Origin of the sequence: Bradyrhizobium sp. F1.13.3, assembly GCF_040548265.1 — a bacterium.
Classification (GTDB): Bacteria; Pseudomonadota; Alphaproteobacteria; order Rhizobiales; family Xanthobacteraceae; genus Bradyrhizobium.
This window is the reverse complement of the sequence record NZ_JBEPRI010000016.1, coordinates 117496-140513: the sequence shown is the minus strand read 5'-3', so window position 1 is coordinate 140513 and position 23018 is coordinate 117496. Positions and strand designations below refer to the sequence as shown.

Below are 23018 nucleotides of genomic sequence, written 5' to 3'. Positions count from 1 at the left end.
AAAGAAAAAGAAGATGGCTGAGAACGCCAGTATCCGATTCGTCACCAAGTCTTCTCGACTACGATCCGCTAAGACCGTCAGCGCGTCGGCACTGGCGCTACACCATGAATTGCAGCCGGACCTACACCGGCAAGCGCGAAGCCGAAGGCGTGATCCAGCAGCAAGCTGGCCGCTTGCAGCTCGATCTGAGCCGCGTGGCATACCTGCGTCACCTTCGTCGCGAGCGACGGCAGTCGCGGCGCACTGAGGCTGACGCGGATCACGTCAAGGTCAAGACCGAGGTGCTTCAGTTGCGCCTCATGCAGGGCCGGCGTGAACTGGTGAGCCGTGAAGCGCCCGAAACCATGATCGACGACATGGCTGGCCTTGTGTTGACGAAGCTCAGCGGTTGGCCTGCGCGTATTGCGGGTTCAGACCTTAGCCTGCGACGGAGAGCCGAAAGCCATACTGCGCGAGTTGCGCACCGACATTGCCGAGCCCTGTACCAAACTGGCAGACGAACAGGATGAGCCGCCGCTCGACTAACGAACGGGGAGCCCGTGCCCCCTGTTGCAAATTTAGCACGAATGCCTGGAAATCAGCGATGCCGTACCATTTTGCAGTTGCGTGAGATGGACCCGAATTCATCCCGGTAATAGCCTCAGCGACATAGGTGGTTGCGTTCCTGTTGCGGCAGCGGGGTTCGCGTGAGTATTCAGATCACAGTTTTGAAAGTGTTGGCGGGCCACCCTCAGGGCCATGCATCGCTTGCAGACCTGAAGCAGTATCTCGCGGTCCTGACTTGTAGCGGGCCCGACTGGTCTCAAAGAATGAAGCGGCTCGCTGCGCGTGCGCCGGAATTGGACATTTTTACCAGCGGCTACGTGCTACGAGAGCCCAGCGGATGGCAGATCACGGCGGAAGGCCGTGAATTTCTCATCTCGATTGAAGCGCCATTGGCCGAACCGGCGCTCACGCCAGTCGCGCTGCCGGAGCCGGTTGTTTGCGAAACGACCGAGCTTCCGACCAATGTCGTTCGACTGGTAGATCACAAAGCTCAACGACGGAGGCCCGCTGCGGCCTGAAGCTTAGCGCAAGCAAGTCGCCGCGCTCGGCACCCTCCCAGTCAAGTGCGGCGACCGACAAGGCCGGTCCACGAATTCGAACGCTACAATCGGCTGCCGCAAATGCTCCGAACTTCGCGGCTATCCCTCCAATTGCAGCCATCTGGTCGCACGGCGACCTAACAAGATTTCAATCGACGATCCACCATCAACGTGGTGGCCGGGTGAGCCACCCCGCACCCCTTGGACGACGAAAGGCCGTTCTGGGTTTAGTTCATGTGCCATGTTTGGCGGCAGTCGTATAACGAGCTTGATCTGCGTCAAGCGACCGTACGGCGAAGCGGCTGTCCTATCCGCCGAATGGACAAGCGGCTCGCCCCCTCCCTTGTGCGGGCACCCCGTCCAGCGCAATCTCAGCTAGGGTCTGCGTCATTATGTCATTCTTCACGGACCGTGACCTCGAATGCCTCGCCAGGTTGAAAGCAAACTGGCGTCAGTTCTATTGTAGTGAACTCAAGCGCCTGCAGAACGAAGACGCTGACAAACGTTGGAGCGACAAGACGCAAGGGCCCCATCACGTCTCTGGTGTGCTCGCGGTGACTCCGTGGTCGAGCCGATCCATCCCAAGGCGACCCCGGTTCTCTTGCTGATGGAGCAGGAAAAGGAGCGTGTGGATGCGGGCACCTCGCAGACCATGCTGCGGAAAGCCAAGGCGCATCGTATAGGTCAACGGACAAATTTCACCGCGTCGTCGGGGGCTACCGAACAGCGTCGGCGCGCCGGCCCTTGCCCCGTGCCCGACGCGGATCGAATTCATCGACCGAGTTCTGCCAAGCAGCGATCTCGTCTTCGAACCAGACGCGCCTGTTCGGGCTGATATAGGTGCAGGTCGGGAACCGAGCTGCCTTGATCATGCGATAGAGCGTGGTGCGGCTCACCGGGATGATGTCCAACACCTGCGGCTCGGTGAGCATGCGGCGAGTATTTGACTTGGGCGTGACATCAGCGCTCGTCTCATTGGCCGTTTTCTTCGCCCTGATCATTGCTGCCTCATGTATGAAACCGTGAGTGCCATCAAGCTCGAAAGAACTACTCAGACTGAGGCTCGAGCCCCTCGTTGAACTTGCCAAGCTCCTTCAAGGCCAGTTCCGCACCAAGCTTCGCAGCTTTGACGAGCAGGGCCTCCAAGGACAGAGGCTCCCTGTCTCCAGTGGTGAGCTGAGCAGACGTGACGTAGATCTTGTTGGTTTTCTTGTCCAAGGTGAGAAACAACTCCAGGCTTTCCGGGCCCTGCAGCGGTTGCGTCAAGCGCCAGTGCTGAAGGCGGAGAGCAGCCTCTTCCGAAATCGTCCTTTGATGCTTCGCCGCAACTTTGGCGAGCTCCTGATACTCGCTTTCAGCAATTCGGAATTGCAGTACCGGCCTCCGCCGTGTTTTGCGGGCGGTTCGGGTTGCCTGGGGCTTCTTTTTTGCGGTCATGAGCCTGCTCCTGTCCGGTGTATGGATATCAATACAAGTTCGTCTTGACAAGTTATGCGTGGTAGTGAAAACAAATCCAGCGCTATGTACGCTTCTGAGCTTCGTTTTGCGTTCTGGCTCGGCCGGTATGAGAGTACGCCATGAACCCGCTTCTCCGGCATATTGCCGAGGCTTGCGGCGGCGCGATGCGGAGCTCCACTGGAGTTCTCTGTCGTTGTCCCGCGCATTCGGATGAAAATCCGAGCTTGTCGCTTGGGTACAGCGCTGACGGTGTGCTGCTTGTGCATTGCTTCGCCGGTTGCGATCAGTTGGCAGTCATCGACGCACTGAAGCGCCTCGGTCTCTGGCCGGGGATGCAGGCTAAAGCGGCGAAGCCTGCAGTGGCCATCGCTAAGGTCGCTGTGGGTACCGGCACCTCCCGGTCTGCAGAATGGGCAGCGACGATCTGGAAGAATTCGTTCGCTGCAAAGGGCTCGTTGGTTGAGACCTACCTGCGGCGGCGGGGGGTCACGGTCACGATACCGCCCGCCATCCGCTTTCACCTTGGGCTGCAACACCCCGAGGGGGCCCGCTGGCCCACCATGGTTGCGTTGGTGACCGGCGCGCGCGGGAACACGCCGATGGCAATCCATCGCACGTTCCTTTCGCGCGACGGCACCTCGAAGGCAGCCGTTGCCACTGCCAAAATGATGTTAGGCCCCTGCAAGGGCGGGATTGTTCGCCTGGGTGGGCAGGGCGGCGTTCTCCTCATCGGCGAGGGAATCGAAACGTGTCTCTCGGCGATGCAGGCGACCGGACACCGGACTTGGGCGGCGCTCTCGACCTCGGGTCTGCTCAATCTCGATCTGCCGGATAATGAGCTGGACATCGTCGTCCTCGCCGACGCCGATCAGGCGGGTGAGGCGGCGGCGGGGCATGCCGGGCGCCGCTGGGCGCGAGAGGGACGCCGGGTCAAGATCGCGCGTCCACCGCAAGGAGTGGATTTCAACGACGTGCTGAATGCTGCCGCCGGTTGGACCCAAGCCCAGAATTTGCCGCGCGTGCAGGAAGCCACCCCTCGCAGATCGAGCTACGAGAGTGCGTTGTCATGGCGGTGAGTACTGAAGAATGCGAGCACGCCTTTCCGCGGTTTCTCTGTCTGCTTTGCAAGGAAATTGATCCCGGCGTGGGCGGCGCTGTGGCGACCGTGCCAACCATCGGCGAGCAAAATATCCTGATGGCGATTGCGGCCGCAGAGGAGGTGCGCGGGCCCCCGGATGAATTGGTCGCTGCCCACACGGGTTTCACGCCGCACGCCGTCATGGCGGCCGAAGCGGAAAACCGGGCGGAGCTCGAGGCGGAGCCTGGGGCCCGCAAGGGCGCGCTTCGCAAAGGGACGATGATGGACCAGAGCAGTGCTATTGTTGCTGCAAAGCGTACGCAGGCCAATGTTCTGGTCGAACTGGCGCAAGCCGCCCGACTGTTCCACGCTCCAGACGGAACAGGTTTTGTCGATCTGACCATCAACGATCACCGGGAGACGTGGCCGATCCGCTCAAAGGGTTTCCGCCACTGGCTCACGCGCCTCTACTATGAAGAGGAGGCGGGCGCCCCGAGCTCGGAGGCGTTGCAGTCCGCATTGAATTTGCTCGAAGCAAAGGCGCGCTATGATGCGCCGGAGAGGCGGGTCCATACCCGCGTTGGCGCTTTTGGCAACAAGCTCTATCTCGATCTCGGCGACGAAGCATGGCGTGCCGTGGAAATCGACTCGACCGGCTGGCGCGTTATCGACAATCCGCCCGCGAGGTTTCGTCGTCCGGCCGGCATGCTGCCGTTGCCGGTACCGGTGGCCGGCGGATCGATTGAAGCTTTGCGACCCTTTCTCAATGTGAGATCGGAGACCGACTTCGTCCTTGTGGTCGCCTGGGCGCTGGCCTGCTTGCGCAATAACGGTCCTTACCCGGTGCTTGCGTTGGCGGGCGAGCAGGGCTCGGCCAAGTCCACCTTCACGGCGATCCTGCGATCCCTCCTTGACCCCAACACTGCGCCATTGCGCGCACTGCCGCGTGAGGATCGCGACCTCTTTATCGCCGCCAGCAACAGCCACGTGCTCGCCTTTGATAACGTCTCGGGCTTGCCCGCCTGGATTTCCGATACCCTCTGTCGCCTGGCCAGTGGCGGCGGCTTTGCCGTCCGCCAACTCTACACCGACAATGACGAAGTCCTGTTTGATGCCAGCCGCCCGGTCATCCTCAACGGCATCGAGGAGATCATTGATCGCCCCGACTTGGCGGACCGCGCCGTCTTGTTGACGCTGCAGCCGATCCCGGAAGAGCGCCGCCGCCCGGAACAGGAACTGCGTGCTGCATTCGAAGCTGAGCGCCCCAGGATCCTCGGGTCGCTGCTCGATGCTGTGGTGATGGGCCTCCGGCGTTTGCCCGAAACCCATCTGCAGAAGCTGCCCCGTATGGCTGACTTTGCACTGTGGGCAACGGCATGTGAGGTCGCGTTTTGGGCTCGCGGCACCTTTCTGTCCGCCTATAGCGGCAACCTCGACGAGGTTGTGGAAGGCGTGCTTGAGAAGAACCCCGCTGCCGTGGCGCTCCGGGCCATGATGGAAACACAGACGGTATGGGCGGGGACCGCCACGGAACTGCTGGACGCGCTCACAAGTCTGGTGGGGGAGCGCGCGGCCAAGACGAAAGACTGGCCCAAGGTCCCCAATACGCTCTCGGGTAAGCTCCGCCGGGCCGCGACTTTCCTGCGCAAGGTCGGCATCGATATCGACTTCGGCAGGGACACGAAGCGCCTCCGGACCCGTACCATCACGGTCACGAGGATGCAGGCTGCTGGGGCAGAGAAGCAGGGGCCCGGAGCGTCCGCTGCGTCCGCACCGTCCGACAGCACGGCAATCACCGGCACGGACAACGCTTTTTCTGCCGCGTCAGCATGGACGCAGGACGCCCACGCGGACGATGTCACCAGCCGCGACGATCAGATCGTCCGCAAGATCAGCTTGGATAACAATGCTGCGGACGGTGCGGACGGTGCGGACGCTGTGCACCCCCTTGAATCTGAGTCCAAGGAAGTTCCGGTCGATCACTGGACTGGACGGATATGAGCGCCGTCGAAGCCCTGAATGCGGCCCGCGCCGCAGGCATCGAGCTCTCCCTCGATGGCGAGGATCTTGTGCTGAGCGCAGCCGCAGCGCCGTCAGAAGTAGTGATCGAGGCCCTTTCCCGGCACAAGGCCGAAATTGTGTCGCTGCTCCGGCAAGACCAGTGGTCGCCGGACGACTGGCTGGCATTTTTCGACGAGCGGGCAGGCATCGCGGAGTTTGACGGCGGGCTGCAACGAGCAGCTGCCGAGGCGCGCGCCTCTGAGTGCTGCGTCGCCGAATGGCTGGATCGCAACCCGGTTAGTTCACCGCCTGGACGCTGTCTCCACTGCGGTGCCAGTGAAGGCCCCCTCGACGAGCTGGTGCCGTTCGGAATCGAGCCGCTTGGCCATGCCTGGCTGCATTCGCGGTGCTGGGCGGCATGGCATGAGAGCCGCAGGGCTACGGCCATCGCCGCCCTATCGTTCCTCCTGGAGGAGTAAATGGACGATCCGCTTAGCTCGGGGTTGGCGCGACCCTGAAACAGAGTTGGCACCGTTTAAGCGGAGAGGCGCTGATGAGGAGACGATGACGGCGGAGGAGTTCTGGCGTACCCCAAAACGGCCGGACAGAAGATCGAGGTCGAGACCTGCGAAGTCATGTGGGAATCTAAAGGCGAGAAACTAATTCGATGAGATGACGGACGCACACGGAGAAAGTCATGCGCGCGAAAGCGAAACGTGATCCGGCAGTTAAGAGCGCCGAAGATTCTGGTGCTAGTGTCCCGCACTGGCATTTCGTGCTCGCTTGCTGTGCGGAGGCGGTTCCGGCCCTGTCTGCCGAGCCTCCCTCCACCTTCGAGGGTAACCTCTTCAACTTTCCTCCCGCCCAAATGATTGTATTGGCGGAAGCCTTGGAGGCCATTATTCGGTCCGGCAGATGCGCGACGATCTTTTGGGAAGAGGGCAACCCGTCCGAGGATGCTGACGAGGCGGTGCAGATGATCGGAAAGTTTGCCAGCTTCCTTCGGCAACACGCGCGCATTTCACTCTGCTGAGGCCACGCCGGAGGAGATCGCCAATGTACGCAAGCATCACGAAAGATCATATCCTGAATTTGTTGGAAGTGTTCGTCGCGGCGATCGAACTGGATCAGATCCGGGTCGACGCCTTGCCGGAGGGGGCCTTTCACTACGACTACTCGGACAACATGTGGCGGCTCTGGCGCCGCTGCCATCTTGAGTACCTCCGCTTGCTGCTTTCGACCGTGGATACGGTCCAGCCGGCCGTCTTGGAAAAGCTGGGGTGGATTGCCACTCACTACGAGCCCAAGATCGTCCGCGAAAGGTTGCGCGACTTACTTGGATCTGCAGCGTCAGGGGATGCTCCTCGCGAGGATGTCGCCACTGCTGCTCTCTTTTTCGAGCGGTTGATCCAGGATATTTCGGGCCATCCCGAAGGAAAATCGGTTGGGCAGGAGGGCAGGACTTCAATGATGCAGTGGCTGCCGATCACCGATCCGCTGCAAATCGCTGACGATCCCGAATGCGACTATCGGTTGGGAGTGCACGCTTTTTCTTAGTGCATTGCCATCAGTCTAACTCCAGTCGCGTGCGTAACCACCCGTAACCAGGCTTTCGGTTCTCCTCCCCGGTGGTGTTCGCCGAATCCATTGGTAATCGGCGGATTGCCCCCTGTGCCGGCTATAGAAAGCCAGGCAGCAGAGTCTTGAGCCAGTGCGTAACCAGCGTAACCAGGCTTGGACCGGGATGATTTGCAGGCGAGGAGAGAGGCTGCAGCAACAATCTATAGTTCTGGAGTCAATTGCGGAATAAAGTCAGATTTCTATGTCCTGCAATAATGCGAGGCAATGATGGGACGACCGCTCGGAAGCTTGAACCGCGAAAAGCCCTTCAACGACGCACTTCGGATCGCGCTGCGCAACCGGCCGCTGGCACTGCGCAGGGTTGCAGATCAGCTGCTCGACAAGGCGGAAGAGGGTAATCTCGCCTATATCCGTGAACTCGTCGACCGCCTGGATGGCAAGGCCGTGCAGGTCGTTGATCGGCAGGACGTTCCGATCCACGAGCTCACCGATGCCGAACTCTATCGCATCGCTGCGGGCGGGGGAGTGGGTCCGGACACGATGCTGCTGATCCCGCCCGCAAAGGTCAGGTCAGACGATCCGGGTTGAGAGACACCTTATCTGTAAACCGCAGGCGGCTGAGCATTCTGATGACTTGGGTTGCCTGCCATTTGCCGCCTCGCGCCGTCGTCAAGCCTCGCTCATTCAGGATCACCGAAATGCGCTTGGCAGGAATATTGCGCAGTGGCTCGAATACGGGCCGAAAATGCTCCGCACGCACGTCCGCTTCAGCCTTGCGGGCTTCTCCGATTGCAGCATTACCGAGCACCTGTCCACGAGCCTTGGCGGCTGCAAGTGCTTCCCTGGTGCGCTGTGCGATGCGCTCGCGCTCCTTCTCAGCCACCGCCGCATGAACATGCAACATGAACGAGTCCACGTCGGGCCCGAGCTCAGTGACGATGAAGGGGATTCGCTGCACCATAAGGCCGCTGATGAAGTGAACGTCACGGCTCAATCGATCCAGCTTGGCAATGATGATCGGAGCCGCGCCAGACTTGCCGCCTCGACCGAGCTTACGGGCGAGCTTCATGGCGGCTGCGAGCTCAGGCCTGCGCTCCAGCGCATCGGCACCTTTACCGGTCTCGACCTCGCGGTACTCAGCCTCGATGCTGTAGCCGTGCTGTGCGCAGAACAACCTGATTGCAGCGTGCTGCGCCTCCAGGCCGAGACCGCTGCGGCCCTGCTTAGGTTTGGACACGCGAATGTAGGAAACTGCCGGTCGCATAGAAGATTTATCCTCCAAAGAATTACGCGTGATCGCACGTTCATCTGTAAACGTCATGGAATCTATCTGATCGATGCGCAATTCGGAATCCACTTTCTTCGGAAAATATCGTCGTGCGCTGACTCGCGGTCTTACGGCTGTCGCCGAGCGCGATGACGCGTTTGCAAGCGCATGAGGCTGCAAGATCAGACCAGCCCGAGATTTCTGACCGAAGGGGTGGGGGAGGGAAAAAATTCGCGGAAAGCATGCTTGTGTGAATAGAGCCTCCGCCGAAATCGAGGCTCGAATTTGAACAAATCGTGCGGCGCAGGGGCCATCCGTTGATCGTCGTCTCGGGCTCTTCTCTCCGAGCCGCTGGTCCGCCTCGCAAACCATTTTGCCCCATTTCCGGCACCTTTGCCGATCAACAAGTTAGAAGCTGCCTATGGGCTTGGTCTTTGACCTCCTGCTCCGTAGGACCTCCGATTGGACTTAGCGGTGAGGCGACGCTGTCGCAGCGCCTCTTTCATACCCGAGGGATCCAGCATGAAACGCATGGTAGTGACCGGCATCGTCCTTCTCTCGCTCTCTTCCGTGGCTGAGGCGCATCGTCTCTCCGGGAGCGCGACTTACTATGGCGGCAGTGACCGCCTGTGCGGCCGCCGAACAGCCTCCGGGGGCGTACTCAACTGCGCTGCAATGACAGCCGCTCACAGGACGCTGCCTTTCGGCACCGTCCTGATGGTTCAGAGCGGTGGTCGGTCGGTCCAAGTCACGGTGACCGACCGCGGTCCATTCACCGGCGCGTTCCTTGATCTATCGCCTGCGGCCGCGAGTGCGCTCGGCTGCCGCTGCACCCATCGCAGCGTGACCGCGACCATTGTGCAAATGGGATCCGGTGGGACTTTGGTCGCGAGTCGTGGTCGCCAACGTCCCGTCGCTGCGGTGGCCATACCGGGGTTCTTCCAACCGATGCAGGACGGCATGGGTCCGATGGGAACGTTCGGATCGTCGATGGCGATGGCTCCTGCGCCCCGGCATCACCGTCGCCACTAATACCGGAGCGCCGTTGGCATCCGGAGAGTTGCTGATCGATTACTCGACGAGCAGGCGGGGCAGAGCCATAGTCAACAATCGCATATCGAGGAGTCCCGTGATGCGGTTGTCAAGTTTGGCTATTGTCGCGCTGACGATGACCCCGCTGGCGCATGGACCGGCCAGAGGGACAATGCCTGTTTGTCAGCGAGGAGCGGACGACCGCACATGATCGCCAAACCGACGCGATTGGACCCGAAGCGGACTTGAAGCCCTCCCTGTCCTTGGCGAAACCGTTGGACGTCATCGGTCCGGCTTGCAGATCACTTTGAATGATTCCGGTTTGCTTCCTGACCATCAGAGGCAGAGCGGAGTGTCGCTGATGGCACGGACGTAATACGTCGCAGTTTGCACAGCTCCAGCTCGAGGCGCGAAAGAGTGCTTACGAAGGTCATGAAAGCGAGGAGGACAGCGGTAGCAACCCACGAACAAAAAAACCCGCCGAAGCGGGGTTGTTGATGCAATGTAGCTGGTGAATGCTAGCCTTTAGACATGCACTCTTTGACATACGCGCGCTTCTTCGACATATGAAGCCCCTGCGCAGAAGCCTCCTTCTTGCAAGCCTTCTGCCTCGTAAGCCACTCGGGGTTCTGTGTCGCACTCCCCGCAAGTGCAGGCGTAGCGAGGGCTGCTGCCAGGACGGCGGCTGTGATAACGCCAATGTATTTCATAAAATCTCCAGAAGTGTGATGCATCAAGGACATGTTAGGTTCGCTGGTCACGAAGGCAATGTAGAGGGCGCTCAAAATACGATCAAAGCGGTTCGCTTTTTGAGTAAGGAGGAGGCACTGTGACGAAAAACCATGCAACGGCTCGCTGCCTTCCGTCTTGATTGCGGCAAACCGCGCTCGCCCCGATCCAATCATCCTTTTGAACACTACTTTTTAAAGTAGGCGATCATCTCTTCGACCATCACGTAGCCGGTCACGTAAATGCCTACGCCAAGTCCGATCAGGACGAATGCAACCCACACCCATAAGGGTGTTGCCTCCCGCTGCTGTTTCATGCTCCCCCCAAACCCGGCTTGCCATTCAATGCAGCTGCGCGGTCGAAACAAGGGACACCCCGCCGGCCTCAACCCATCGTCTGCCCATTGCGGCGCGGAGTCGAGTGCGATCAACAGTGAAGGGACGTGCGGCGGGGCTCCAGAACTGTGACAAGCGTGAGCCTCCATCGCCGCTTTGAGCCTAACCGGGCTCGCATTCGCGCTGCTCTCAACTGAAGCGGGACTGGGAGAGGATAGCTCGCAGCACCGCATCGGGATTTGGCCCCTAGCTGACCTGCCGCGCGCGGCCGATGGAGGACCGCTTTGGCCCTAAGCCGTCATCGTGGCCGTGTTTCAGGTATGGCCCGGTCCGCTAACGCTCGCGCGCCAGCAAAGTCCAAACAGGCGACGCACCGTCCCAGCCGCGAAGGCGCCCCGACAGCCGCACCTTCAGCCCGGCTTCCGTGATCCGCTCGACAACAAGATGCAGCGCGATCACGTCGCCCTCTGACAGTTCCACACAGCCACGCTTCCGCGACCACACCGCGCCCGGGAAGCGAAACAAGTTCGCCTTCAGCCATCGGCCGCCGCGCTCCGACAGGGGTTGTAAGTCGACCTGAGCACCGGCCCTAGGCCGCAGCATGACATCTACCCGTCGCAGCCAATTCGGAATCCACCCCATGCGAATGACTAGCCGTTTACTTTCCACGTTTGTCCAGGCTTCGTCCGTCTGAATTAATGTGCGCCCGCAGGCGAGGGCATCGCTCTTTCAACTAGACTGGAAGTTTACAGCGCCGCGCCAAACCAGCGCCTAGCCCTCAGCTGAAGGTAGCTGAAAGACGTATCTCGTCGGCTGACAGGGCTAAACCGGACGTCGATTAGGTTGGCGCCAACTGCCGCTGTGACCCGTAGCGGACGTTCGCGACTGGCGATGAGCGCGGCTGCTTCGGCCGATGTCAGCTGCAATGTCGCTGAATGACGCTGAATGACGCTGAATGACGCTGAATGACGCTACCGCTCGCCCCCATATGCTTTTTTATTCGTCCTGAAGGCCAAAATGGCGAACTTTAGTGGCTTTCCAAAGGTCGACCGCAATCACGCAATGTGTGGCAGCTATTATCCCAAACGATGCGTTACAGGTCGGCCATTCGTCCACGCGCAGGCCGCAGCGTCAGATAGCAGGTACTTTAGTACGCTGCGGAGCTCCGTTCAGATGAATAAGAACAGCCTCTCGTATGTCACGGTTGGCATATAAAGAAATCTTAACAACTTAAGCGCGTAATACGTTGGATTTGGCGTGACGATATTAGAATAAATTTGGGCCAGCCAATGAGGGCAAATTCTGCGGCCGATCTCATTACTGAGTTGGATGCCGCCATCGCGAAGAGCTCATCCGAACGTTGTGCGCGCATGCTCTGGCGCACCACTGAGCTGCTCGCTGACGGTAATCACCAATTACAAGAACCGCAGGTCGGCTTGCTTGACGACGTTCTAGTTCGCTTGGCCCGGCGGATCGCGCCCGGGACGCTCGCCGAGCTCAGCACGACGCTCGCCGAGCTGGGTACCGTTCCGATGAAGACCCTGCGATGTCTCGCCTCAAGCGGCGATCCGGCGATCGCAGTCCCAATCCTTATGAAATCTCCCGCCCTATCGCCGGCTGATCTCGTGGCGATCGCGACGTCCGGCAGCGAGGATCACCTTCTCGCCATTGCTGGCCGGCGCAGGATCGAAAGCCCAGTGACTGAGGCAATATTGCAGCGCGGCAGCAGCAAGACTTGTCTGGCCCTCATCGGCAATTCGGGCGCTGAATTCTCAGGCGCGGCCTATGCCCACTTGATCGGTCGAGCTGTGGAGGACGACGAGATCACGAAGGCGCTGACACTGAGGCCGGACACCCCGGACATGGTGGTTCGCGAGCTGCTGTCGGCATCGCCGAGGCCGGCAATTAAGGCTTCCAGCGCAAGCGCGCCTTCGCAAGTATTAGCGACGGCAAAGCAACCTTGCGACGCTGAGTACGCCGCCGCGAGGCCGGAGATCATATCGCTTAACCGGAGCGGAAAGCTGAGCGATTCGACTGTCAATCGGTTCGCGATTCGGCGTGAGACAGCCAACCTGTTCACGGCGTTGTCGGTGCTGTCGGGAGCACCGATTGAGGCCATCGAGCAGGTGATGGGAGAGTCCGGTTACGAAGGCGCGGTTATGGCGTGCCGGGCATCGCGCTTGAATTGGCAGACCACGCTGGCGGTCCTCAACATTCGCGGCGCGGGGCTTTCACCAGGCGAACGCGTGCGAGCGCAGGAGCTGTTTGAAACGCTTCATCTCTCGACTAGCCAATGGTCCGTTCGTTGGGGAGAAATCTCCGCGCGCGCCCACCGCCGCACTGCAAGATCGGCAGGAAAATAATGAAATTCGACGGTCGCAAGGCGTCTCGGGTGCGCATGGACAACAGACAGCCCGTGAACCTGATGGGCTCCGACGGCACATGGCGGCGAAGCTGCGTCTTGCTAGATATCTCGAACACCGGCGCCAAGATCGAAGTCGAAGGGTCGCTCGATGTTCTCTCGGCCAAGGAGTTCTTCATGCTGCTGTCGTCGACGGGACTGGCCTATCGACGCTGCGAGCTGGTCTGGATCGACGGAACCACGGCTGGCGTCCACTTTATCCAGGCAAATGGCAAGAAGGCCCAAACGACGGTGAGCGACAGAGGCGCGCACAAACCAGCTTGAGCCGAGCAGTCTCATCCAAGTGAGCCAATGACCTTGTACCACCGACGAGGCATTCACACCGGCACCCGACGAACGAAGGCACCAGTCATGCTCGTGCACGTATTGGCCGACACTTCCGAGAAGCTCTTCGGGCTCTGCTCGCTTTTTGGAGAACAGTTTACCGTTGCCGGCGAGCGGCTCGATGTAGAAGCAAAGCTTCCGCACGATGCTGCTGCGGTCGTCGTCCGTGCCGACCTGCGAGCGCTCGAAAACATTGCCGCGCTGAAAAAGAGAGCTGCGCGGTTGGCCAAAGCAAAGAAGCGGATCTTCCTCGTCGAGCAAATCTCCCACGTTTGCATCTCGCAAGCTTATGCGCTCGGCGCAACAGCGGTGTTGCGTGGCAAGATCGATGCGGCCAAGCTCCTGGCCGCCTTGGCCGATCCCGTCGGCCACGGAACTGGGTCGAGGAGCGGCATCTCACAGCCTGACAATGCGGTTGACGCCGCAGCAACCGCCATTGCATCGATGTTCACCTCGATCACCCTCGGGGAGCGGGTCGACATCGCCGGTCCCCAAGAGGCGGGCCGCAAGATCACCAACCGGATTTCCGAGCATGGGTTAGCCGAATGGCTGGCCACGGTGCGGCGCCATCACGAGGGAACGTTCCAGCACTGCCTGCTCGTCACCGGCGTCGCCGTCGATTTCGGCCTGAGTCTGGGGTTCCGCAAAAGTGACCTTGAACGACTCTCCACTGCTGCCATGTTCCACGACATAGGAAAGGCGAGGGTGCCCTTGGCTATTTTGGATAAGCCAGGGCGCCTCGACGAGGACGAGCGAGCGTTGGTCGCAACCCACCCGGCGGCGGGTTACGATGTGCTGAAAGGGCACTTGGACATCTCACCCGAAGTCCTCGATGCGGTCCGGCACCATCACGAATATCTCGATGGCAGCGGCTATCCTGACGGCCTCTGCGCCGAGAACATCACCGACATTGTGCGCGTTCTAACAATTTCGGATATCTTTGCGGCGTTGATCGAGCACCGGCCGTACAAGCCGACAATGCCGCGCGCGGCAGCATACGAGGTTCTCTGCGGCATGAAGGGAAAGCTGGACAGGGCGCTAGTCGCCTCCTTTACGAATGTCGCGCTTACCAGATGAATTCTGGCGGACCCTATGAAGGCGGTACAACTTTTCACCGACGGTGTGATTGGAGGCGGTCTCCTTCCATGCGCTTCCGCTTCTGGTCCTAAGCCGAAGATCGGTTCAGCCGCCGTGATGTCCGCTGTCGCTGGTTACCCGGACGCCGAGCTGTACTTGGCTCGCCAGTCGCTTGTGACCCACCTCGGACATCAACAGATCCGCGCGAATTCTTTCGCCGGACCGCCGTTTCTGCATAGTCGATAGTTTCAACTGCACTTAAAGTCGCGGCGGATGCGGCGCGCCGTTCCCTATGCACGCCTCGTTCATGGCCGGTCGCCTCTTCCACAACATGCCCAGTATGATCTGAATACATTTGTATCGCTTTCCCAAGGGAAGGACATCCCATGCACCCAGCAATCATGGCAATTGCGGTGAGTACTCAGATGTTGACACCCATTTCCGATGCTATCCCCAAACTCAACGTCGAAGCTACCTGCAAAGCGGCCGTAGAAACCGATAAGGAAATGGGTTTGGCGTTACCTCAAAGTTTTGACAAGTGTATGAGCGATGAGGATTCAGCGCGACAACAATTGGGCCCCATTTGGTCGTCGTATACGCCGGCTGTCAGAAGCGAGTGTGAGGGAGAGGCGACGATCGGAGACGCGAGTTATGTCGATCTCTTGACCTGTCTTCAAATGACTGATGGATCAGGGACGACCTCGGCAAGTGCTTTGACGGGTGCGAGCCGAAAGAAAAAGACACCAAAATAACCCGTCCGGACTGGAAGCCATTTTTTACAGAGGTCACCACGCGTCCGAGTGTCGGCGCCGCAGTTTAGGAGAGAGCTGCGCGAACCGCCGCACGCGTTTCCAGTGGGTTGGCGGAGCCATCGCACATGTCGCTTGGCACTTCTCGGAATTTCAAGGTGGTCGCAGTATTTCCGTTTTTGGGGAGGGCTGACATTCGGCCGCTAAACTCCCTAAGTCCGACTGTGGCCAATTCGGACGTCGAACTTGTCTCCGATTTAACTGCGCGGTTAGGAAATACCGCACCGATGCGTTTGCGCCGGCGCGGTATAAGTTTAGCTCGTTTTTTGCACCGCCGGCGGCTTCCACGAGCCGTTCAGGATCGAAGGCGACTCATCCTTCGGCCAGTACATCTGCAGCATCGGAATGAACTCGCCCTTCGGAGCCGGAAGCCAGTTCGCCTCCTTGTCCTTACCCGGCGATTCATTCTGGAAGTAAAGCGTCAGCGAACCATCGGCATTGAACTTTGGATTGTCGCGCAGGCTGGCGGTGAATTTGTTCAGCGGGTTGGGAACGAACCACCAGCCCTGGTCGATCATGTACATGGTGATCGACCAGAAGCCGTTGACCGGCGGCCTCGCATCCTTGGCCGGGCGTGGATCCATTCTTTGCTTATGATGCGAACTATCTGATCGACAACAAGGCCGGGATCATCCTCGATGCGGTAGGCACGCGCGCGAACCGTGCGGTTGAGATTGCTGTCACCCAGATCATGGTGGACCGTGTTGAGCGTCGCTTCGATCTGCGCCCCAAGAGATTGGCAGGCGACACGGCTTACGGCGCGGTCAGATTGCTCAAATGGCTAGTGGATCGCAAGATCACGCCGCACGTTTCGGTGTGGGACAAGTCGGCACGCCCCGATGGCACCTTTAGCCGAGCGGACTTCGTCTTCGACAAAAAGCGCAATGTCTATGTTTGCCCGGGTGGCGCGGAACTGACCAGCACCGGCAATATCGATCAAGGTCACATCGTTTACTACAGGGCCAGCAAGAGCGATTGCTCTGGCTGAGCCTTGAAGCCCAAATGCACGACGGCGGTCGTGCGCAAAATTACGCGTGACGTCAACGAAGATGTGCGCGATCATGTCCGTGCGCTGGCCAATACGGAAGCCTTCGAGCAATCGCACCGCGAGCGCAAAAAGGTCGAGATGCGGTTTGCTCATATGAAACGCATTCTCAGGCTCGACCGGCTTCGGCTGCGGGGCCTGAATGGCGTCAGGGACGAAGTGCTGCTCACAGCCACCGCGCAGAACCTGAGGCGGCTGGCCAAGCTAATCTGCCGTCCCCCGCCACAACTGGCAGTCGCGTGCTGAAATCCACCAGCAAAACGGAAACCGCCGACACCCCGTACCAAAAAAACCGCCGAAACTCCAAAGCCAAGCTCGCCCCCAAGTCAGAAACGAGTTTTGCAACACAATCAGAGGCAAACCGGACGCCGCCCCTAAGTTCACCGCCGCCGCTGGGCCAGTGCAGACGTTTTCGGACCGATCCGGTGATGACATACGTAGTGCGCGATGCGCTTCGCTCAACGGGCAGCGCAAAGGCCCGGTTTGATGGGGTTCTCTCCGAGCCTCTGGCTCCGCTTCGTCGCGCGCCGGTTCGGGATCGAAAACCGTCACAGACGAGACGCCGGCAACGAATACAACCAAAGCCTGAGTCGGATGGTGAAATTGAGGCGCAGGCAGCCCCGCGTATGCACGGCGATCCGCGTTGGTCTGCGGATCACCTCAGAACGCCAAGATAAGCAGTGCCACCAGCACGAGGTTGAATGTGCCTAACGCTAGCACGGCGACGTCAAAAACGCGGGTCAGGCCGATCATAGTGTCCCCCGGATACACGCCAACCGGGTGCAATAGTAGAATTGCCACGAGAGGAAGTCTATGCGGCTTGTGCCTCAGCACCCGATAATGGAAGGTTCCCCACGCACACTGCAACTAATCGATAGGGAAGGTCACCTCAGGAGCCGAGACCACTTATCCCAACACCGCTGAAGAAGCCAGGTCAGTTAAGAACTCTTGATCCATCTCAAGTCTTGGAAGCAAGTGCGACGTCAGCTTGGTCCGTTCATCGCTCTTCGAGGAGGTGAGAATGATCAGGTTGATTGCAATTGGCGCGTTCGCTCTGTCTCTCGCGGTGTCGGCGCAAGCCACGCCCGTTGCTCCCGTGCTCGCGCACCCGGACAGCATGATCACGGAAATCGCTGCTGCCTGCGGAGCGGGCAGAACTCGGGTGAACGGCGTTTGCGTGGCACGAACAACCGTCCGGCAAACCCGTCGAGCCGTCCGAAGGTGTGCGACCGGAATGACGTGCTAGCGTTTTGGTCGATGAGCCAGCAGTGTGGCTCGCCCCTAGGATGGCGAAGAGGCGAAAAATCTTGCCTTGATTGGTTGCCCCGTGAGCCATGATCAAAGCCCAGCCGCGGTCGAAAAGATCCGTTTAGGCGGTGCCCTCGACGACGTGATCATCGTTCCACTTGCTTTGATAGCGATCGCCGCGAACAAGATCCTGCGTTTCACTATCGCGGTTTTAATGCGATTGCTCGACTATACTTTTCCTCTGGTCATGGAGATTGTCTGGCTTCCGCTTTTCGCGGCCAAGGTTCTGGGCAACCTAATCGTCGGTGTCACCACCGGTGCGCTGTGCATCCTTCCTCTATCCGAGACGAGGCGTCGAAAGTGGATCGTGTCAATGCGCCGTCGCTGGTCGTGGCTACGGCGCAGAATTAGCTATCGGGCGTTCGAGCGAACCCTGCAAGTTGCCTTTGCAAAAGGTATGGCGTGGGTGTTTCGAAAATGTCGTCATCTCACCCCGAACTCTGCATTGCTTGTAATCGTGGCTGCGGTAGTGTGGCTTCCGATCTCTTTCGGGGTCGCGACAGTGATGCATGCGGTATTGTTTGCCAAATTAGCGTCTTGGCCAGCCTGGATGCAGCTTTTGCATCCGTTGGCTACGGTGATCGCTAAGAGCAAGCTTCTGGTATTGCCGGTTTATCCGGCAGCGTGGCCGCAGGCGAAGAAAAGTTCGTTCGCTCGGCTCATGGGCAGGGCCTACGAAAACATCCAGCGTCAGTACGTCATTAAAAAGCTAGGCTACCGTTATAGACAGGCTGATACGGTCGGCCTCGCAGTGCTTCACGCGTTGATGCGCTCAGCCTGTTTTGCGTCGCTCGCTGGATGGCTTCGCAATGCGCACGTCGCTGAACATCTTGGCGTGGAAAGACCCACGCAGAAATTGCGTTCGTTCTTCTCCCGGTGGTCGATCAAGTTTTCAGCCGAATATTACGAAGCACAGGAGCGGCAAGCTTCGAATGTTCCGCGATAGATCGCTGCGAAGACACTGCCGGGCTGGCTACGGAGATAAACCTGTTGCAAGATGCACATAGCCGCCCCGTTCAGTTCCCTGCCACTCCTCCATTTGTCCTTTTCTCACGCAGTTCCAACCCGATGGCGAACGCGCGATGTTCCGTCTTCATCTGATCATCGCGTGCGAGAGTTTGCGCATCAGACGGGGATACGGAGGCCGCCCTCTGGAGACGTTTTCTGACAGCAGCGCTACAAAACCGAGTGGCGGCCACCGCAACATTCTGCAGGCTGATGGGTGAACTGCCCTTTGGCTCCAATAGTCGGGCGACTTCTTGGTAGAGGCATTCTTCTCTATCGGTGACTTCGGCCGCATCTACAATCGCGGTGGCCTGGATCGGGTCAAGCTGCGCGTCGGTTCTGCATGATGCGCAAAGGATTGCCACCACAATGAAGAGCAATGCTCGCGTCATTTTCATCTCAGAAACCGGAAAGCTCGATAATTACCAGCCTGTCCCGATTCAAAAAAGGGCGATCGCCGAGCGGAAGGTTGATCTAAGTCAACTCCGATGTGTGCCTGGAGAAGAGTCGGCACGTTTCAAGGTGCTCGGGGGTCAAGGGCGGCGGTGGTGGCACCAGCAATATTACCACTATCAAGTGGCTTGTAACCGCTTTCTGAACGCGTTGCTGGTCCGTTATCCAGTGCGAATTGCTCAGCCCGAAGATGCGGCTTGATCTGAATCAATTCTGCCGACGGCAGAGAGCAGCATTCCTGTTGGCCCAAGGCATCTAGGGAACGCTTTTCGCCGCGGCTGCGACTGACCACAAGAGACATGGGCCGGGACAGGCGTAGGAGGAATGCCAGTCGAACTCGGTTTGCTGCAGGGGGACGTGATGCTCGAAACAGTGCTGGGCAGTGCAAGGTTCTTCCGGCGAACTGGTCCGCATCCACTCGCGCTCGTCGCTAGCACGGCGCGGGGTGTGGCAGACGAACGTGAACTATTGCTGGAAGGTTTGGCCCCTTTGCAAGCGGCCGGACCGACTCAAGTGAGCTTTCTAGACAATCGCCGTTACGCTTCCGCCCTGGATCAAACCTCCGCCGGCGCGGTGCTCGTTCACCCTGATATGGTTTCACGAGTACCAGCGGCAACTGTGGCGATCCAAACGAGCGAACCGTATGCGGCTTGGGCCCGCGTTGCTGCGCTGTTCTACCCTGTACCACCGCCACGTCCTGGTGTTCACCCTTCGGCAATAATAGCGGATGGTGCTCAAATTGATCCTTCAACTGAAGTTGGACCGCTGTGTGTGATCGAAAGCGGAGCGGAGATAGGGCCGGGCTGTCGGATCGGTCCTTGCGCGGTGATCGGAAGCGGCGTCACCATCGGTAGAGACTGCCGGATTGGCGAACATGTGAGCCTGAGTTACGCGGTGTTGGGAGCGCGCGTTTACGTATATCCTGGCGCGCGGATTGGGCAGGAAGGGTTCGGATTTGCCTCCACCAGCGACGGGTTTCTCTCGATCCCCCAGCTTGGGCGAGTTATTCTTGAAGATGACGTTGAAGTTGGTGCCAATTCGACGATTGATCGCGGATCATCGCGAGACACCGTAATTGGAGCTGGCTCCCGCCTCGATAACCTCGTGCAAATCGGTCACAATGTTAGTCTCGGCCGCTGTTGCGTCGTAGTTGCGCAGGTGGGGATCTCGGGTTCAACTGTACTTGAAGATTTCGTCCGCGTTGGGGGGCAGGCTGCTATGGCAGGGCATCTTCGAATAGGCCGAGGTTCGGAAATCGGAGCGCAGGCGGGCGTCATTTCGGATCTAGCACCCGGTGCTAGGGTTCTCGGAAGCCCTGCCCAGTCGATAAAAACCTTCTTTCGACAGATTGCCACGCTTAAGAAGATCGCCGCCCAGAGGAACTGAAAAGGCGGCCACACTGCCTTGATCTACCTCAAGGTGGTGAGCGGCGATGCGCGTTGTGGACGAGTCGCAGGAGGAGCCTAGGCTTACGGGGCTTTGGTAATTCCTTAGGGTAAAACGCGACCCGTCACTGCCGGATGAACACCGTTGCAAAGGGTGGTCGCGGCGCGACGTAGAAACGCGCTGCGCATCTCACACAGGACAAGTGCTCGGCGATATCAACGCGCAGTCCGGATCGCAATTGGTCCGATCCGCAATCCGGACACTTCCCGACGTTTAGAGATCTAAGAATGTCTGTCTCGCTCATGGCCCACGACGGTCAGACGCCGAACGAACGCTTGATGTGCTTCGCCATAACCATAGCCGCCTCAGTATACTTTCCATTTGATACTTGCTGATCACACAGCAACAAAAAAAGCAGCGCGACAACGGCGATCATAAAGCCTTTGAGCATAACGAGTCTCTCCATGAAGAGACTGCCAACCGAGCAGATCTTGATAATGGTAAGTTCAAACGAGTGTCGCCGCCGCGACGATCGCAATGGTCTCAACGTTGGCAAGGACCTATTAAAGTTCCGTAAAACAGAACCAAAGGGGCGAGCGCCCTCGATCTTCGGACAATCAGTAACCTCGAAGAGCATACCTTAGCGAAGCATGTCAGCCTCTAGGTTGGCAGCGTGCGCCCGCCAAGCTCATGAAAGCTCAGTAGTCCATCGGCCAAAAAAGAGGGCTGGGATTGAGGTTAGGCGATGGGTCGTGCGCTTGTCGGCTCAATGATGAATCGGCGGTTAACGGGCCGTTCTAAGGGGAGCAGCAGCGGGGAAGCGGTGCACTCCAGCCAGCGCCCATCAATTGGGAGCATGCCTTTGACAGGTCGGTCAATACAGTTGACGTAATCGGCGACACCTGTGAACGCGCGTCGGCCTCAGTTGTAACAAGAGGTTCGGCTATTGATTCGCTAGGTATTCCAGCGTTCCTCGGCTCGCCCAACGATCCTTAGAACTCACAACTTGGATCAGCCGATGATGGGGGTGCAAGGGCGCTTGGTCTCATCCGGGCGCCCTTGTGCTGAGGTCTTAAGCCCCGCGCCGGACGTACAACACACCTGCCCGAAAGCGGCGGACGAACTGATCAGATACATCCGGTGGCAGATTTGGCTGAGATCATCAAACGATCCGTTCACCATGGTCCCGAGCTCGTGTGCCGACGCATGCTCTGCCCAGCGGCGACCCAACTCCAAACCTCGTTGCCGATCTGCGGTTGCCTCCATCGTTCCGGGCTATTTCCGCGTCTGTGGCCCCGGCGAAGCGGATGCTGCGCCGGGGCCTGTACGTTCTCGCCAATCCTGGAAGCTTGGGGGCTGAAAGAATCGGCAAGGCGCACGCCAGACAAGCAGATCCGCCGTCTTTGGCTACTGCACTTTGTGCCAATGGGCGAATGCTGCGGCCGGAGTCGCTGTCCGGCTGCCGCCATAACGGCTGACAGGCCCGTGCTGCGATCCATCATTCCATGATCAGCCGAACGTCGTGCATCGGACAGCCCCGCGCAATGCTAGTAACATCGGCATGCTGAGTTGTTTCTCATTGGTTCTGAGGATACGGAGCTTGCCCGCTTACGTTGCCTCTCACGGACCGGCCTCTGATCAGTTACAGCCTTTGAAAAATTGCAGCATCCAGATAGCACCGTGCGAACATGTCCTCCAACTTCGGGCCCCGAAGGAAGATCATGCGAGGTGACAACCCCCCCTGCGTTGATATCCAATTCCGAACTGGAGCTGGGTACATCAAATACATCGTCCGTGTGGCTTCTGGATTTGTAATATGGCGTCCACCAGGCCCGAGGTCCCAAGCCGCGTGGAAAGCAAGGTTTGCCTTTTCGGTAACGCAGATCCTGTTTGATGGGACCTTCGAAAGCACGATCGTGCAGGCGGAGGCGCAGAGCCCATCAATGACCACCGTTTGGCCCGTGTCCTTCAACTGATCATATCGATCAACGTAACGTCCGATCAAGCCACCGCGATCATTGGCGATTCTCACCACGGCGTGGCTCTCGCCTGCGCATACGAGCAAAATTGCCGAAGCGAGCAACAGCGCAAGTATTTTCATTTTGTAACTCTCCGTAGATATGGCAGCGGCTTTGGAGCTGGCGGTGAGACCCATGGCTCCGCGTCCGTGAGGTGAGCGAGATGCAACGCGTTGCCGGGCAATTGCTGTGTGCGGCCTTTCCGCTTCAGCTATCAGGAGCAATCAGAACGAGATTGCCGACTGGTAGGAACAGAAGTTGATCTAAGTCAACAAATGGCGAACCGGGAAGTCATTGCAGGTTCGTCCGGACCTTCCTTAAATCTCCGGATACACACGCGTGCGCAAGAAAGTGGTTGAACGTTTCGATGCGCAGTTGGGGCCCCGCGCGCATACTGCATGTCCTTCTGACGGTCTAGAGCGCGACGGTGAGTGTCCCTGCAAAGAAGATCATATGGTAACCAGCTTCGGGCGCGGCTCGCCAACATGTTCAAGCCGGCCAGGAAAGAACATCTAAGGTTAAGACGAACAGCATTGGGCGGCTCTTCAGCTGCAGCATCCGTTTCCGCGCGACCGCGCTCTTGGAGCAAGCGGCCAATGCTACAT

The 23018-nt window shown here is 59.0% G+C and carries 24 protein-coding genes and 1 pseudogene; 17 read left to right on the top strand and 8 right to left on the bottom strand.

Annotated elements, in window-relative coordinates; all coding sequences use genetic code 11:
- Positions 1 to 104 precede the first annotated feature (104 nt).
- Together ABIB66_RS33750 and ABIB66_RS33745 are read left to right on the top strand one after the other, a co-directional pair.
- A complete protein-coding gene (locus ABIB66_RS33750; protein ID WP_354257621.1) occupies positions 105 to 509 on the top strand; it encodes a hypothetical protein in 405 nt (134 codons plus the stop codon).
- Between the two features lie 177 nt (positions 510 to 686).
- On the top strand, positions 687 to 1064 hold the full coding sequence (locus tag ABIB66_RS33745; protein ID WP_354257618.1) for a hypothetical protein: 378 nt from the start codon (positions 687 to 689) through the stop codon (positions 1062 to 1064).
- A gap of 737 nt (positions 1065 to 1801) precedes the next feature.
- On the opposite strand, the gene ABIB66_RS33740 is transcribed toward ABIB66_RS33745, so the two are convergent.
- Both ABIB66_RS33740 and ABIB66_RS33735 read right to left on the bottom strand, forming a co-directional pair.
- Positions 1802 to 2086 carry a helix-turn-helix transcriptional regulator gene (locus ABIB66_RS33740; RefSeq protein WP_354257615.1) on the bottom strand — a complete coding sequence of 95 codons (285 nt, stop codon included), beginning with the start codon at positions 2084 to 2086 and terminating at the stop codon, positions 1802 to 1804.
- Positions 2087 to 2132: 46 nt separating this feature from the next.
- Positions 2133 to 2522 (bottom strand): hypothetical protein, encoded by a 390-nt coding sequence (locus ABIB66_RS33735; RefSeq protein WP_354257612.1) that lies wholly within the window; start codon positions 2520 to 2522, stop codon positions 2133 to 2135.
- Between the two features lie 140 nt (positions 2523 to 2662).
- Between ABIB66_RS33735 and ABIB66_RS33730 the strand changes: the two genes are divergently transcribed.
- The 6 genes from ABIB66_RS33730 to ABIB66_RS33705 all read left to right on the top strand — a co-directional run bounded on the left by ABIB66_RS33730 (position 2663) and on the right by ABIB66_RS33705 (position 7791).
- The gene (locus tag ABIB66_RS33730; RefSeq protein ID WP_354257609.1) at positions 2663 to 3619 is read left to right on the top strand and encodes a DUF7146 domain-containing protein; all 957 of its coding nucleotides are present in this window, start codon (positions 2663 to 2665) and stop codon (positions 3617 to 3619) included.
- Positions 3610 to 5622 carry an AICE element replication initiation protein gene (locus tag ABIB66_RS33725; RefSeq protein ID WP_354257606.1) on the top strand — a complete coding sequence of 671 codons (2013 nt, stop codon included), beginning with the start codon at positions 3610 to 3612 and terminating at the stop codon, positions 5620 to 5622. Before ABIB66_RS33730 ends, ABIB66_RS33725 begins: the two co-directional genes overlap by 10 nt.
- Entirely contained in the window at positions 5619 to 6101 is a 483-nt protein-coding gene (locus ABIB66_RS33720; RefSeq protein WP_354257603.1) for a hypothetical protein, read from the top strand. The genes ABIB66_RS33725 and ABIB66_RS33720 overlap by 4 nt, the downstream gene beginning before the upstream one ends.
- A 218-nt stretch (positions 6102 to 6319) precedes the next feature.
- The gene (locus ABIB66_RS33715) at positions 6320 to 6655 is read left to right on the top strand and encodes a hypothetical protein (RefSeq protein WP_354257600.1); all 336 of its coding nucleotides are present in this window, start codon (positions 6320 to 6322) and stop codon (positions 6653 to 6655) included.
- Between the two features lie 23 nt (positions 6656 to 6678).
- Positions 6679 to 7179, top strand: coding sequence for a hypothetical protein (locus ABIB66_RS33710; protein ID WP_354257597.1), 501 nt, complete (start codon positions 6679 to 6681; stop codon positions 7177 to 7179).
- A gap of 291 nt (positions 7180 to 7470) precedes the next feature.
- Positions 7471 to 7791, top strand: coding sequence for a hypothetical protein (locus tag ABIB66_RS33705; protein WP_354257593.1), 321 nt, complete (start codon positions 7471 to 7473; stop codon positions 7789 to 7791).
- Here ABIB66_RS33705 and ABIB66_RS33700 read toward each other — a convergent pair.
- Positions 7769 to 8548, bottom strand: coding sequence for a recombinase family protein (locus ABIB66_RS33700; RefSeq protein WP_354257590.1), 780 nt, complete (start codon positions 8546 to 8548; stop codon positions 7769 to 7771). The genes ABIB66_RS33705 and ABIB66_RS33700 overlap by 23 nt on opposite strands.
- A 444-nt stretch (positions 8549 to 8992) precedes the next feature.
- Here ABIB66_RS33700 and ABIB66_RS33695 point away from each other — a divergent pair, with 444 nt between their 5' ends.
- A complete protein-coding gene (locus ABIB66_RS33695) occupies positions 8993 to 9502 on the top strand; it encodes a septal ring lytic transglycosylase RlpA family protein (RefSeq protein ID WP_354257586.1) in 510 nt (169 codons plus the stop codon).
- Between the two features lie 916 nt (positions 9503 to 10418).
- On the opposite strand, the gene ABIB66_RS33690 is transcribed toward ABIB66_RS33695, so the two are convergent.
- On the bottom strand, positions 10419 to 10547 hold the full coding sequence (locus ABIB66_RS33690) for a hypothetical protein (RefSeq protein WP_354257583.1): 129 nt from the start codon (positions 10545 to 10547) through the stop codon (positions 10419 to 10421).
- A 352-nt stretch (positions 10548 to 10899) separates the two neighbouring features.
- Positions 10900 to 11046 carry a hypothetical protein gene (locus ABIB66_RS33685; protein ID WP_354257580.1) on the bottom strand — a complete coding sequence of 49 codons (147 nt, stop codon included), beginning with the start codon at positions 11044 to 11046 and terminating at the stop codon, positions 10900 to 10902.
- 809 nt (positions 11047 to 11855) lie between these two features.
- Here ABIB66_RS33685 and ABIB66_RS33680 point away from each other — a divergent pair.
- The 4 genes from ABIB66_RS33680 (at position 11856) to ABIB66_RS33665 (ending at position 15141) form a co-directional block, all read left to right on the top strand.
- Positions 11856 to 12929: a DUF2336 domain-containing protein gene (locus ABIB66_RS33680; protein ID WP_354257577.1), complete on the top strand. Its 1074-nt coding sequence runs from the start codon at positions 11856 to 11858 to the stop codon at positions 12927 to 12929.
- Positions 12929 to 13252, top strand: coding sequence for a PilZ domain-containing protein (locus ABIB66_RS33675; RefSeq protein ID WP_354257574.1), 324 nt, complete (start codon positions 12929 to 12931; stop codon positions 13250 to 13252). The genes ABIB66_RS33680 and ABIB66_RS33675 overlap by 1 nt, the downstream gene beginning before the upstream one ends.
- A gap of 87 nt (positions 13253 to 13339) precedes the next feature.
- Positions 13340 to 14389, top strand: coding sequence for an HD-GYP domain-containing protein (locus ABIB66_RS33670; protein WP_354257571.1), 1050 nt, complete (start codon positions 13340 to 13342; stop codon positions 14387 to 14389).
- A gap of 386 nt (positions 14390 to 14775) precedes the next feature.
- The gene (locus ABIB66_RS33665) at positions 14776 to 15141 is read left to right on the top strand and encodes a hypothetical protein (protein ID WP_354257568.1); all 366 of its coding nucleotides are present in this window, start codon (positions 14776 to 14778) and stop codon (positions 15139 to 15141) included.
- 311 nt (positions 15142 to 15452) lie between these two features.
- Here the strand turns inward: ABIB66_RS33665 and ABIB66_RS33660 are convergent, their stop codons facing one another.
- Positions 15453 to 15782, bottom strand: coding sequence for a DUF1214 domain-containing protein (locus ABIB66_RS33660; RefSeq protein WP_502918344.1), 330 nt, complete (start codon positions 15780 to 15782; stop codon positions 15453 to 15455).
- Here ABIB66_RS33660 and ABIB66_RS43705 point away from each other — a divergent pair.
- The 4 genes and pseudogenes from ABIB66_RS43705 to lpxD form a co-directional block, all read left to right on the top strand.
- A pseudogene (locus tag ABIB66_RS43705) lies at positions 15767 to 16489 on the top strand (transposase); the annotation flags it as partial. The gene ABIB66_RS33660 and the pseudogene ABIB66_RS43705 overlap by 16 nt on opposite strands.
- Positions 16490 to 17570: 1081 nt before the next feature.
- Positions 17571 to 18497 (top strand): hypothetical protein, encoded by a 927-nt coding sequence (locus ABIB66_RS33645; protein ID WP_354257559.1) that lies wholly within the window; start codon positions 17571 to 17573, stop codon positions 18495 to 18497.
- 428 nt (positions 18498 to 18925) lie between these two features.
- Positions 18926 to 19210, top strand: coding sequence for a hypothetical protein (locus ABIB66_RS33640; protein WP_354257556.1), 285 nt, complete (start codon positions 18926 to 18928; stop codon positions 19208 to 19210).
- Positions 19211 to 19333: 123 nt separating this feature from the next.
- Complete coding sequence (gene lpxD / locus ABIB66_RS33635; protein WP_354257553.1) at positions 19334 to 20395, top strand: UDP-3-O-(3-hydroxymyristoyl)glucosamine N-acyltransferase; 1062 nt, start codon at positions 19334 to 19336, stop codon at positions 20393 to 20395.
- Positions 20396 to 20711: 316 nt separating this feature from the next.
- Here the strand turns inward: lpxD and ABIB66_RS33630 are convergent, their stop codons facing one another.
- Positions 20712 to 20846 carry a hypothetical protein gene (locus ABIB66_RS33630; RefSeq protein ID WP_354172134.1) on the bottom strand — a complete coding sequence of 45 codons (135 nt, stop codon included), beginning with the start codon at positions 20844 to 20846 and terminating at the stop codon, positions 20712 to 20714.
- A gap of 1191 nt (positions 20847 to 22037) precedes the next feature.
- A complete protein-coding gene (locus tag ABIB66_RS33625; protein WP_354257549.1) occupies positions 22038 to 22496 on the bottom strand; it encodes a hypothetical protein in 459 nt (152 codons plus the stop codon).
- Between the last annotated feature and the right edge of the window lie 522 nt (positions 22497 to 23018).